9 protein-coding genes and 1 riboswitch are annotated in these 13,045 nt (G+C 60.3%); of the genes, 2 read left to right on the top strand and 7 right to left on the bottom strand.

What is annotated here, in order from left to right:
- Nucleotides 1-14 precede the first annotated feature (14 nt).
- The 6 genes from HMPREF9161_RS05740 to HMPREF9161_RS05765 form a co-directional block, all read right to left on the bottom strand.
- Entirely contained in the window at nucleotides 15-2,252 is a 2,238-nt protein-coding gene (locus HMPREF9161_RS05740) for a TonB-dependent siderophore receptor (protein WP_009728744.1), read from the bottom strand.
- 100 nt (nucleotides 2,253-2,352) lie between these two features.
- Nucleotides 2,353-3,375, bottom strand: a complete 1,023-nt coding sequence (locus HMPREF9161_RS05745) for an ABC transporter substrate-binding protein (RefSeq protein WP_009728745.1) — start codon at nucleotides 3,373-3,375, stop codon at nucleotides 2,353-2,355.
- Nucleotides 3,372-4,397, bottom strand: a complete 1,026-nt coding sequence (locus HMPREF9161_RS05750) for an iron ABC transporter permease (RefSeq protein WP_009728746.1) — start codon at nucleotides 4,395-4,397, stop codon at nucleotides 3,372-3,374. Before HMPREF9161_RS05750 ends, HMPREF9161_RS05745 begins: the two co-directional genes overlap by 4 nt.
- Complete coding sequence (locus HMPREF9161_RS05755) at nucleotides 4,397-5,164, bottom strand: ABC transporter ATP-binding protein (RefSeq protein ID WP_009728747.1); 768 nt, start codon at nucleotides 5,162-5,164, stop codon at nucleotides 4,397-4,399. The genes HMPREF9161_RS05750 and HMPREF9161_RS05755 overlap by 1 nt, the downstream gene beginning before the upstream one ends.
- Nucleotides 5,161-6,222: an iron ABC transporter permease gene (locus HMPREF9161_RS05760; protein ID WP_051010566.1), complete on the bottom strand. Its 1,062-nt coding sequence runs from the start codon at nucleotides 6,220-6,222 to the stop codon at nucleotides 5,161-5,163. Before HMPREF9161_RS05760 ends, HMPREF9161_RS05755 begins: the two co-directional genes overlap by 4 nt.
- 2 nt (nucleotides 6,223-6,224) lie before the next feature.
- Complete coding sequence (locus HMPREF9161_RS05765) at nucleotides 6,225-8,387, bottom strand: TonB-dependent siderophore receptor (protein WP_009728749.1); 2,163 nt, start codon at nucleotides 8,385-8,387, stop codon at nucleotides 6,225-6,227.
- A gap of 233 nt (nucleotides 8,388-8,620) precedes the next feature.
- A riboswitch (cobalamin riboswitch) is annotated at nucleotides 8,621-8,820 on the bottom strand.
- Nucleotides 8,821-9,100: 280 nt separating this feature from the next.
- Here HMPREF9161_RS05765 and HMPREF9161_RS05770 point away from each other — a divergent pair.
- Together HMPREF9161_RS05770 and HMPREF9161_RS05775 are read left to right on the top strand one after the other, a co-directional pair.
- Nucleotides 9,101-10,381, top strand: a complete 1,281-nt coding sequence (locus HMPREF9161_RS05770; protein WP_009728750.1) for an SLC13 family permease — start codon at nucleotides 9,101-9,103, stop codon at nucleotides 10,379-10,381.
- A gap of 142 nt (nucleotides 10,382-10,523) precedes the next feature.
- Complete coding sequence (locus HMPREF9161_RS05775; RefSeq protein WP_009728751.1) at nucleotides 10,524-11,759, top strand: hypothetical protein; 1,236 nt, start codon at nucleotides 10,524-10,526, stop codon at nucleotides 11,757-11,759.
- A 366-nt stretch (nucleotides 11,760-12,125) separates the two neighbouring features.
- Here the strand turns inward: HMPREF9161_RS05775 and HMPREF9161_RS05780 are convergent, their stop codons facing one another.
- Nucleotides 12,126-13,040 (bottom strand): phosphatase, encoded by a 915-nt coding sequence (locus HMPREF9161_RS05780; RefSeq protein ID WP_037348817.1) that lies wholly within the window; start codon nucleotides 13,038-13,040, stop codon nucleotides 12,126-12,128.
- Between the last annotated feature and the right edge of the window lie 5 nt (nucleotides 13,041-13,045).

Below are 13,045 nucleotides of genomic sequence, written 5' to 3' on the forward strand. Positions count from 1 at the left end.
TCCCCGTGTACTTTTTAGATATCCATTGTCATCGACAGAACGAGGCTGCGCGGATAGCCCTGAATCCCGAAATTATAGGTCGGACGCGACATCCAGTAGCGCTTGTCGAAGAGATTGTAACAGGTGAGGCTCAGCGCCGCGGGCACGGCGCCGAATTTCGTCTTGTAGGTAACGCCGAGGTCACAGGTGAGATACGAAGGCACGTTCAGCTTGCGCGCGTCCCCCGTGTAAATCGGCGCGGAGCCGGAGTAAATCGCGCGTGCAAACGCCGTTAGCTGCGCATCCGGCGCGTACTCGACAGCGAGCATACCGCTCCAGTCCGCGACGCCCGCCACAGCCTTGCCGTTATAGCCCGTATTCGTCTGCTGCTCCGTCGTCAGGTGCATCAGGCCGCCCGTCAGCGTCCACTTCGGCGCGATTTGGCCGCTGACGCTCAGTTCGACGCCCTTGAATTTATTCTTGCCCTCCATGACGCGCGTGGGGTTCGGGTCGCCGGTGTAACGCACGTCAATCGTGCGGTCCTGTTCGATTTGGAAGACGCTCAGCCCCGCGAGGACGCCGCGCTTCCGATATTTGACGCCGAGCTCGTTCTGCTTGGTCTTGGCCGGAGAAAGCATCGCGCCCGTGTTCATAAAACCGCTGCCGACGACATTCCCCTTATCAAAGCTCTCCGAGTGGTTCGCATAGATGCTGAGGTCCTCCGTCGGACGGTAGACGATGCCGTAGGTCGGAGAGTTCGCGCTGCTGGTGACCGTCGTGCTGCGCGCGCGGTTATAGCCCGAGCTTGCGGCATATGACGTCGCCTTGACGCTGTGGTGGTGGACGCCGAGCAGGACGGCCATCTTCTTGTATTCGATCGTATCGGTCAGCGATATGCCCGAATAGGTCGTCACGCCGGACTTGATCGCCCCGTGAACAGATGCGGGCATGTAGTTCCAGATAACGCTGCGCACGCCGTCGCGCAGGCTGCCCTCCACGCTGCCGAAGTTCGGTACATCGTTCCCATACTGACCGTTGCGCTCGTAGCCCCAATACGCATGGTACCAATCGCGGTCGAGCGCCAGGACGACATCGTTCTTCACGTCGCCAATTCGGAGCGTACCGCGCACGCCGAGCTGCGCGTAAACATTGCGAATCCCATACGAACGGGTCCACAGCGTATTGGCAAAATCCCCCGCCTCATTGCGCACGAACACCTTGCTGGATGCTGTCATCACATAGCCGCTGCCGTAGTTGCGGCTGTACCCCGCGTTAAAGAAGGCCTTCCACGTATCGCCGAGCTTCTGCTCGTGATTCAGCACGGCCGTCCACGTCTTCACCGCGATATACTGCCCCGGAAAACTGTAGTTGTGCCTGCCGCTCGGCGCCGACGGCAGGCGATCCCCCGTATAGCGATTTGCCCCCGTACCGCTGAAATCAAAATAGCGCTGGCCGCCCTCGTTCTTCGTATAGCGGTAGCCCGCAAAGAGATTCGTTGTGCTGCGGCGCCCCGCGTGGTCGAGATTGACGTAGAAATCGCGCGTCGTCAGCTTCTCGCCATCGACTGCCGTTTTCCCTTGAATGTTCTCCGCATTGATGCGCAGCCCCCACGCCTCGCTTTTGCCAAAGCGCCTGCCGATGTCGACGATCTCGCCGAGCGCCCCGCCCGAGCCGATCGTCTCGGTATAGGTGAGGCGCTCCTTGCCGTACTCTGCGCGCTTCGTCACGAGATTGACCGAGCCGCCCGCCGACTCCGAATTCGTCGAGCCGTGAATGCCGATCGCGGGCCCCGAGACGACCTCCATACGATCGACGAAGTTCGACGGCATATTCGTCTGCGAGAACATGCCCGGCACGCCGTTGACCTTGAACTGATAGGCGTTCATTTGAAAACCGCGGATCGAGAAATCGTTATACATCGTGCTGCTGCTCGTGCGCACCGATGGGGACATCAGCAGGGCGCTCGTCAGCGGTTCGCTCGCGTCGCCGTACTGCGTGATCGCCTTGTTCGTGATATTCGTCTGCGTGAAGGGGACGTCCATCACGTCCTTCGTCCCGAGGAACCCTGTGCCGCCCGTGCTGCTCGTGAGATTCTTCCCATCGTCCATGCGCGCGCCCGTAACATCGACGGGCTCGAGCTCATAGGTATCGACACTGCCCGTTCCCGCATCATGGGCGCCCGTCTTCTCCGCGGCGGATGCGCCGCCCGGCCACACCGTACTCGTCCCGAGCGCTGCGAGCGCGACCGCAAGCGCCAGTTTTCGTTTCGTCATTTGACAGTTCCTCCTTAAAATCATCAGCCTTCCTGTAAGCTCATCTTCTCGTTAAGAACACGAGACATTATATGATTACACAACGCAGCACACGATCCATCTACTCGACGTGGAAATCATATTCCGTTGCAAAATCAAATTGTCCCGGATACATGCGATTCGCCATGTAGCCGATGGCATCGATCGTCCGCGTCTGGGGACCGTAGACGAATTTCAAGGGAATGGGATAGAGCCTGTTATTTTGGATGAAATTCAGATGCCGGAACGCGGGGTTCTCCCGTATCTTTTGGACTTCTTCTTCCTTTTCATCGTACACGACGACGAACACGACGTCCGGATTCTCCTCCATGATGTTCTCGGTGCCGACCGCAGCCGTTGTGTGCGGCACATCCGCGCCGATCGCCGCCGCCATATCGCCCGCGATCTTATCGCGCCCGTAGGAAGCGACGATGCTGCTCATGAGATCGAGGATCATGACCTTCGGCTTTTCTCTGTCCTGCGTTTCGCTCCGGATGAATGCAATCCGCGCGTAGGTATCCGCGACGATTTTCTCCGCTGTGGCGTCACGGCGAAACGCCGCGCCCATATCGCGGATGAACTTCATCTCGCGCGCAATCGTCTCCACTGCGTTCAGCTTGCCGGGCGCGGTGGTATTGAGCGGCACCATCGTATGAACGCCCTTGCCGTTCCAATACGCCGTGCTGCCCAGGCGGTTTTTGGAGAAAAACTCCTGCTGCGCCACGATGAGATCGGGCTGCAGCGCGAGCAGGCGCTCCGCGTTCACCTCCGAGCGTTTCATCGGCGGAAAGGAGGCAAACGCTGCCCGATTGCACGCCTTAATGCCAAACGTCGGATTGTCCTGCGTCGGCACCGCCGCGATGACGCCGCGGGTCACGCCGAGATCCATGAGCGTCTCCGACTCGTTCGCCCCAACGACGACGATGCGCTCCGGCACATGCGAAAACGTCTCGATATTCGGACCGAGTTCAAAATAGTTTTCGACGCTGATATTCTCGACGGTGACAGGCGCGGACGACATCTCTGCCGCCGTCTCCCGGCCCCCGCCGCAGCCGCCGAGCGCGGGCAGAAGCGCCGCAAGCAGCGCTGCAAACCATAGCTTCATGACCGACCTCCCCCATATTTGCGCTGAAAGAGCAGCCACAGGAAGACCGGCGCGCCCGCAAGCGTCGTCGTGACGCCGATGGGCAGCTCCGTCCCCGGGACGATATTGCGGCCGAGGATGTTTGCCCACGCGAGGAAGCAGCCCCCTGCGAGCGCACTCATGGGAATCACATGCCGATGCGCGCTCCCTGTCGCAAGGCGAACGATATGCGGGACGACGAGTCCGACAAAGCCGATCATCCCCGCGACGTAAACGGCGCTCCCGACCATCGCGGCCGTGACCGCAATATATATTTTGCGATAAAACGCAAGATCCCGCCCCATACTGAGGGAGAGTTCGTCCCCCATGAGCATGAGATCGAGTATGCGCCGCTGCGAGAGGAAATACAGGCAGCCCGCAGCCGTTACGATGCCAAACAACCCCGTCATCGTCCAATTCCCCGCGCCGAGGTTCCCCATCATCCAGAACTGGATGGACCGCGTCTTGCTCGGTTCGGCCATCGCGGCGATGATGAAGCTGACCGCCGCCGAGCACGCGGCGCTCATCGCAAAGCCCGCGAGCAGGAGTGTGATGCTGCCGCCGCTCTGCTTGGTGAGAGAGGCAATGAGCAGGATAAAGGCGGATACGGCCGCCGCCCCGAGAAAGGCAAAGGCTCCCGTGCCGTCCATCCCCCACAGCGCGGAGACGCCGCCCGCGATGGCGAGCACCGCGCCGAGGCTCGCTCCCGAAGAGATGCCGAGCAGATAGGGATCGGCGAGCGGGTTTTTCATCACCGCCTGCATGACCGCTCCCGTGACCGCGAGGCACGCCCCCACGAGGAATGCGAGGACGAGATGCGGCAGGCGCAGATATTGGATCACATCCTGCCGCATGCTCCCCGCCCCCGACGGGTCGGCAACGCTCAGCCAAATATATTGTATCGTTTCCGTAAATCCAAGCGGGATCGTCCCGCGCCCGAGCGCATAGACCGTAACGAGGAGCAGCGCCGCCGCAAGGAGTAATGTGCGCACCGTTCTTCCCATCAGCGGCCGCCCCTCTCGTAGATCACGGCGGGCCGACCGTCCGGGCGCAGCGTCACCTTTGCCTTCACGCGGTAGAGGGCGCCGATGAGTTCCGGCGTCAGCACCTCGGCGGGCGTTCCCTCCGCGACGATCTTCCCCTTCTGCAGGGCGACGATGCGGTCGCAGTACATCGCCGCGATGTTGAGGTCATGGATCGCGGCGATCACCGTGAGCCCGCGTGCGCTGATGATATCCATGATCTGCAGCTGATAGGTGATGTCCAGATGATTCGTCGGCTCGTCGAGGATGAGACACGGCGTCTCCTGTGTGAGCGCACGCGCGAGCATCGCGCGCTGCTGCTCGCCGCCCGAGAGCCACGAGAAGCTGTCCCGCTCCATCGCGAGGACGCCCGTCTCCCGCATCGAGCGCCGCGCGATCTCGATGTCCTCGGCATTGTCGCCCTCGGTGATCCCCTTGTACGGCGTGCGCCCCATGAGCACGACATCCCGCACGGAGAAATCAAATCCGTGCCCGTGATGCTGCGCGAGCACCGCCGTCTCCTTGGCGCTCTCCTTATAGGAGAGCGTCGAGAGATCGCGTTCGCCGATCCTAATGCAGCCGCCCGAGGGCTTCAGCACGCGGTAGATACATTTGAGCAGGGTGCTCTTGCCGCTGCCGTTGGGTCCGATGAGCCCCGTCAGCCGATGTGCCGGAAAAGTGACGGACACGCGGTCGAGAACGCGTTTCTCCCCGTACTGTGCGGATAGTTCCGCAATCTGTATCTTCATTCCGCTCCTCCAAACCGATACGCGCGGCGCGTCAGCATAACGATAAATGCCGGCGCCCCCATCAGCGCAAGCATCACCCCAAGCGGGATATCGACGCCGGGCACGAGCGCTCTGCCGAGGATATCCGCCCACACCGCGGCAATGCCTCCGAAGAGCACAGCCGCAGGGATCAGCCGCCGGTGATCCGCCCCCACGAGCATGCGCGTAAAATGCGGCGCAAGAAGCCCGATGAACCCGATCAGCCCCGCATTGAGGACGACGCATCCGACCAGCAGCGCGTTCAGCACGAGATAGAGCCGCATAAAGGGCAGCAGCGGGCGCCCCAAGGGGATCGCCGCCGTCTCCCCCTCGAGCATGAGATTGAGGATCCGCGCCTGCGTTGTGAAAAAGGCCGCGGCACCAGCGACGACGACAAGCAGGATCAGCGTTCCGGGCAGCTTTGCCGCAGCGACGCTCCCCATCAGCCAGTAAAGCGTCACGTCCATACCCGTAGAGTTCGCGCCGAGGTAGACGAGCACGCCCGTAACGCCGGCGCACACCGCGCCGAGCGCAATACCGAGGATGAGGAGGTATGAGATATCATATCCGCCGAACCGTCCCGCAGCGGCCGCAGCCGCGGCGGAAACGGCGACGGCACCGAGAAAAGCGCCGACTCCCATGGAGCCGGCGCCCAGTGCCGTACCGATACCGAGGAATACCGCGCACGCGACGCCGAGCGACGCGCCGGACGATACGCCCATAATATAAGGATCCGCCATCGGATTCCGAAAGATCGCCTGCATCACGGCACCCGAAAGCGAGAGCCCCATGCCGACGCAGGCGGCGAGCAGGACGCGCGGCAGGCGCAGATCCCACACCGCGCTCGCCGCGCCCATACCGATCGCAGGCGACTCCCCGCCCAAGACTTGATACCGCAGGATATCCGCCAAATCCCGGCCCCCGATCGGCAGATAGCCGAGGAGCAGCCCCAGGAAGACGGAGAGGAGCAATATGCCCCCCAAAACGCCGAGCAGGGCCGACATCGGCATCCGCCGCGCAAAGTACAGCAGTTTTCCCATCATTAAAGCTCGAAGTTCGCAGAGAGCGTGAACGTCCGCGGCGAGCCGAGACCAAGCGTGCTGCTTGCCCCGCGCGCCACCCAATAATCCTTACCCGCGACATTGTAGAGCATCGCGCTGATCGTCACGGGCGTCCGGTCGATCTTCGTCCGATAGTTCGCGCCGAGGTCGAAGATGAAGTGGGACGGAACGCCGATCTTATCATTATTGATCGTGGTTGATCCCACATAGTTGGCGCGTCCAATGACAGACCACGCCTCTGTGGGATGATAGACGATGCCCATCGATCCCGACCAGTGCGGCATGCCGTCCACTGGCTTACCGTCGTTGAGTCCGCGGGACGTCTTGCGCTGCGTCACCTTCATATAGGAGAGTCCGCCGATGATATCCCAACGATTGGCAATATTCCCCGTGAAGCCCCACTCGACGCCCCTGTTTTCCTGCTGTCCGTCAAGCTGGCGATATTTGTCTGTGCCGCGATAGACATCCACCGCATTGGCCTGCCGAATCTGGTACAGGCTCAGCGTGTGGAGGAAGCTCCCCGCCTTGACCTTCACGCCGATCTCGTTCTGCTTGGTCTTCGCCGGATCGAGGCGCTCTCCCCCATTCTTATAGCCGTCCGTTGTAGATACCGTACTGCCGAGGCCAAAGCTCTCCGTGTGATCCAGATAGACCATCACATCCGGTGTGAATTTCCAACTGACGGCAAATGTCGGCGAGATGGCGTGCGTTTTCTTGGACTCCTTGTTCGCGGGCGTATCCTTCACGCTGTGCCCATGGATGCCCATGGTAAACTGGAGTCTGTCATCGAACGCCTTCATCGTATCGACCACATGCCAGCCCAGCATCAGCGTATTCGTGTCATGCGGCGCGCTTGCATGCGGATCCCCCGGGTTCGCCCAGTCGTTGTCGCGGTAGATATTGCCCGTCCCCGACCAGAAATTCTTGCCGTCGCCGTCGTAGTGCAGGCGGTTCCGATCGAGCCCGACGAGGTAATCGTGATGCACGGCGCCCGTCCTAAAGTCGCCGCGCAGGCCGATTCCCGTGTAAAAACGCGTAAAGGCGAGCGGCCAGTTGGACATCGAGATCGTAAAGTCGCCCGCTTCGTTGAAGACCTTCGGCGTACCGTCAACATAGCCGTACCAGTTCTCACGATGAACGCCCATATTGAGGAAGGCCGTCAGATGCGCCGAGAGCTTCTGCTCATGATTGAGCACCGCAAGGAGGTTATCATACTCATTGTAGGACCACGACGGCTTATAGCTGCGCGACAGGTCGGGGGCGGACGGCAGCTTCGTCAGCGTGCTGAAATCAAAGTTGATCGTACTGGGCCCCGCATTGTGCTTCGTATGGTTGTAGCCGAGCAGGAAATTCGTCCGGGATTTTTCCGTATGCTGATCGAGGTTGACGAAGATGTTCTGACGCACGAGACGCTCGTGTTTGATCGCCGTCTCGCCGCCGACATTGGTCGCCGTGATGCGCACGCCCCAGCGGTCGGCCTTGCCGAAGCGCGTGCTCACGTCGACCGCCTCCTCGACGGAATGCCCGCCGAGGTAGGAGATGCGGGCCTCCGTGGCCTTGCGCTCCGCTTTCTTCGAGATATAATTGACCGTGCCGCCGATTGCCTCGCTGAGGCTCGTACCACTGACGCCGAGGTTCGGCCCGGAGATCACGCTCACGCTGTCCACCCAGTAGTACGGAATATTATACTGCCCGAGCATCCCCGGGATGCCGTTGATGTATTGCGTATGCCCGTTCGTTCGGAACCCGCGAATCGCAATATCCTGATAGAGATGACTCGACCAGACCCGCACCGACGGATCGAGCGTAAGCACACCGTTCACGCCGTCCGCGGGCGAACTAAATGTCCGGATCGCCTTTTGGCTCATGCTCGAGACCGCAAACGGCGCATCCATCACATCCTGATTGCCGAGCATGCCGACCGTCGGTCTCTCCTCTACGAATCCGCCGGGCAGCGTCGTATCGGCCGGTTCCGGCGCACGCTGACCCGTGACATCAACAGGATCCAGCTCGTAGGTATCGACGGAGCCTGTCCCCCCCCCGTGCGCATCCGTCTTCTCTGCGGCGGATACACCGCTCATCCACACCGTGCTCGTCCCGAGCGCCGCGAGTGCAACCGCGAGCGCCAGCTTTCGTTTCGTCATTTGACAGTTCCTCCTTAAAAATTCCCGGAATCCGCACGCGCCATCCCCGGCACCCGCGGCATTCCATACAGCCCTTGTTCCCCTTCATCATCCGACTTTTCCAAAAAGAAGAGCCCCGCCAAGAACAGACGGGGCCGATTTCATGCGAAAAAAATCTGCCGTCCTGTCCATCGCAGGATGCAGCGGTCACAGCGCATCGCGCTGCGCATCCGCGCGCACACGAGTGCTGCCGTTCCCGGCGTACGAGGTTCGGTAGGTCTTCCGGCTCTGCGTCATCGTCCGCCCCGTCTTCCCGGTCTCCCAGTGACATCGTGAGGCGTCCTCGGCATTACGGCGGCGGGACCGCATCGGCTTTGCACCGATTTCCCTGTTACCCCGCGCGCATCGGCAGTACGCCGACGTCCGCGCGGGCACCGAACCTGCTTATGAAGTTAAAACAAAATAAATTCACATTGGAGTATAGCGAACTCGCATACGCTTGTCAACACGGCGCGGGCGTTTTCAAACGAATACGCGGCCATATCAATCCGGTCGCCTCTTTTATAGTCAAAAACTATGCTGTTAATTTTAAAATTTTATATTTTTTTATTGCATTTTATGTAAAAGTAAAGAAGGAATTGCTGAAAAGATAGAGAATTAAGAATTCGTCAAAGAAAGTTTCTGTAATATATTTCAGAAACTAAAGTTATGAACTGATGAATGGAGATGAATCAATGGATGCAGCAATGCTGACATTAGGGGTTCTCGCGGTGGCGGCGATACTCTTCGCTACCGAGATCATCCCGCTCGCCGTCACCGCGATGGGTGCGGCGATCTCGCTGGGTCTGTTAGGCGTGCTAACACCCACACAGGTATTTTCCGGTTTATCTAATTCCACCGTCGTTCTGTTCGCCGGTATGTTCGTCATCGGCGCCGCGATGTTCCAAACGGGACTCGCACAGAAAATCGGTATCGCCGTCGTTAAGAAGTCCGGCAGCAGCGAGGCCCCGCTGATGGCTGCGATCATGTTCATCACGATCGTCCTCTCGTCGGTCTCCTCGAACACGGCGACGGTCGCCTGCCTCATGCCGGTCGTGATCCAGATCTGCGCGGCGGCAAAGGTGCCTGTCTCTCCGCAGCTCATGGCGCTCGCCGTCGCGGCGAACGTCGGCGGTACGATCACGATGGTCGGCACGCCTCCGAACATCCTCATGAGCGCAACGCTTCAGTCCAGCGGGCTCCAGCCGTTCGGCTTCTTCGAGTTCGCATGGATCGGCATTCCGCTCTCCATCGCGGGTATGGCGTACATGCTCACGATCGGCCGTAAGCTCTGCCCGCAGCACATGGTACAGGGTCTCAGCACAGATGACGCCGACGCAGCGATCGAAAAAGAGGAGAAGACGAACGCGAGCAAGATGTATGTCTGCGCCGCCATCCTTATCGCTGTTATCGCCGCGATGGTCTTTGAGAAAGAACTCAACGTTCCGATGCATATGTCCGCCATCATCGGTGCGCTCATCTGCGTATTGACGGGCTGCCTCAACGAGAAACAGGCGTATCAGGGCATCGACTGGACGACGATCTTCCTCTTTGCCGGTATGCTCCCGCTCGCCAGCGCCATGGATAAGACGGGCGCGGGCGCTCTCATCGCGAACTTCGTCGTTAGCCTCATGGGCGACACGCCGTCGCCGTACGTCATCGTCTTCGCCATGTTCGTCCTCTCCTGCGGTCTGACGCAGTTCATGTCGAACACGGCTGCCGCAGCGCTGCTCGCGCCGATCGCGATCTCGATCGCGGAGACGGTCGGCGTTTCGCCGTATCCGGTCGTCATGGCGATCGGTATCGCCGCATCCTGCGCGTTCACGACGCCGGTGGCGACCCCGCCGAACACGCTCGTCCTCGGCCCCGGCCAGTTCCGTTTCATGGACTATGTGAAGGTCGGCATTCCGCTCGTCGCGGTTTCTCTCATCGTCTGCTTGATCGTCATTCCAATGGTATGGCCCTTCGCGAAATAAAAATCCGCAGGATATGAGTGACCGAAGCTTTTCATTGTGCTATACTAGGGGTATATTGCGCCGATGATAAGGCGCGGATGCACACGGTATGGAAAACGTCACCGGACGTTTCGCTCAGATTTTATACGAGGAGACATCGGCAATGAAAAAGAAAGTGTTGCTCAGCCATCTGAAATCGTTCGACGAGGAAATATTCACTCTGCTGGAGGAAGAGGAGCAGCGCCAGCGCTACACGCTCTCCTTCCTGCCGAATATCAACGCTATGTCACCGTTCGCGGCGTATCTCGAGGGGAGCATCCTCACGAATAGCATCTTTGACCACCACGACGAGACGGCAAGCGGGGGTATTCACCTCGAATCCATTGTTCAGACGCGCGCCCGGACGCTGTTCGGCAGCGACCACGCGATTGTGCGGCTCGGCAGTATCGCCTCCGCCTCGCGGGTCGTCTTCCAAGGCTTGCTCCAGCCGGGCGACTGCGTTCTCTCGTTCAATCTGCGCAAGAAGGATCACAGCACGGGGCTCTCGTATGTGTTCGAGAACTACGGCATCGATCCTTCGACGCAGCAGATCGACTGGGGCGAAGTGCGGGCACAGGCCGAACGCGTGCGTCCGCGTCTCATCATCTTTTCGCCGGTCAGTTATCCGCGCACGGTCGATTACCGCATTCTCTATGAGATCGCGCAGTCGGTGGACGCCTATCTCTGGGTGGACATCAGCCAGTGCGTCGGCCTTGTTGCGGCGGGGCTTGTGCCCACGCCCGTACCGTTCGCCGATGTAGTGACGTTCTCGACCTCGGCCTCTCTGCGCGGTCCCGATGGCGCGGTCATCCTCTGCAAACGCGATATCGCGGGGTGCATGGATGCGGCGATCGTCAATACGGGGCATGTCGCGCTCCATATGAACCATCTGGCGGCGCTCGGCGTCGTCCTGCGCGAAGCCGCGAGCGAACAGTTCCGCCGCTACGGGGAACAGGTCTTGAAGAACGCCGAAGTCCTCGCGCGCGCTCTCGCCGATCACGGCGCCTCGGTGCTCTGCGGCGGCACGGATACCCATCTCGTGCTCGCCTCGTCGACGGGCAGCGTGAATATGGACGAAGCGATGGATGTGATCGCACGGATGGGGATACGCGCGCGCGTCGCGGATATTCCAACGATGAACCCCGGGATTTTCCTCCATGCGCTGCGCCTCTCGACGTTCAATCCGACGACGCGCTCGCTCAAAGAGGAGGATATGGCGTATATCGGCTTGCTCCTTGCAAAGCCGCTGACACAGATCCTTTCTCCCGAGGAGATCGAACAGGCGCATCAAGAGATTGTCGCGCTGGTAAAGGACAGTCCCATCTCCTCCGAGGAGTGGATGGGCGAAAACGACGGCTAAGATACGATAAAAGCCCGCCGCGGAGAACCGCGGCGGGCTTTTTTTATGTATAAGTTATTGCAACGTATGTTTCATCGTGTTATACTGCCTATAAGGCACTGCTAACTACGGTAGGCGGTCGATTTCTTATCTTGCCCCCAAGAGTATACACATATGGGGGGTGATTGGCATGGGTACATATGAGTTTCTTACGACTCTCGTGTTGTTGCTTGCGCTGATTATCGCGATTAAATCCTAGATTGAGAAAGCCCCGCCTAATGTTTCCAGCAACGGGCGGGGTTTCTCGTTCAATTTGCTAAGGGGGCAGCCGCTTATCGGCAGCGCCTCTTTTTTATGTGTCTATTGTACCATGTCCGGTTCCGATCGTCAAGGCTCCCCGATGCCGATAATCTCTTTCCAGATATACCCCTCGCGGACGCCCGAATCGCTGTAGAGGATATCCTCGGCCGCGAAGGTCTCGGCAAGCACGCGGGCAATGATCATACCGGGAACGATATTGTGCAAACGATCGGGCGCCGCACGCAGGAGGAGCACAGCGCGCTGCTCATCGAGCGGCTCTGGCGTGTTGAACATATCGATGAGCAGCGGCAGTGTCTCCACAGGCAAGAGGCGCGGCGCGCCCTCCGGATGCAGCAGCCCATACATGCGGCTCGCGCTGCTGAGCACGCCGCCAAGCCCGACCATATGCACGGCACGCAGCGCGCATACATCGGGATCGGCATCGAGCACCGCCCGTACCACCGCTTCCATACGGCGGCACTCCTCCCGTGTCGGAAGAAGTCCCGCAACATGATCCCGCCGCAGGGCGAGCGCCCCCAGCGATAAACTCCACCGCGCCCGCATGGTATGATCCGCATAGGAAATAATCTCGGTGCTGCCGCCGCCGATATCCATCATGACGCCGTCCGGATACGGGATGCTGCGCGTCGCCCCGACGAAGTCGTAGGCCGCCTCCTCATCCCCCGAGATGATGCGGACGTTCACCCCCGTGCGCCGGGCGATCTCCGCCGCGGCGGCCCGGCTGTTCGTTGCGCTGCGGAGCGCCGCCGTCGCAAAGGCGTGCACGTGCCGGATATCGAAGGTCTCGATATAGCGCCGGAATCCGCGCAGAATCTTGACGGTCTTTTCGATACCGGCGCGCACAAGCCGCCCGCGGGAGAGATACCCCGCGAGGCCGACGGTATATTTCCGCTTCATCAGGAGGTCGAACGCGCGCCCCTCGATCCGGTAAATCGCCATGCGGACGGTATTGGATCCGATGTCGATGATCGCGTGCAGCATGGGCA

Origin of the sequence: Selenomonas sp. F0473 (assembly GCF_000315545.1) — a bacterium.
In the GTDB taxonomy this organism is placed as follows: Bacteria; Bacillota; Negativicutes; order Selenomonadales; family Selenomonadaceae; genus Centipeda.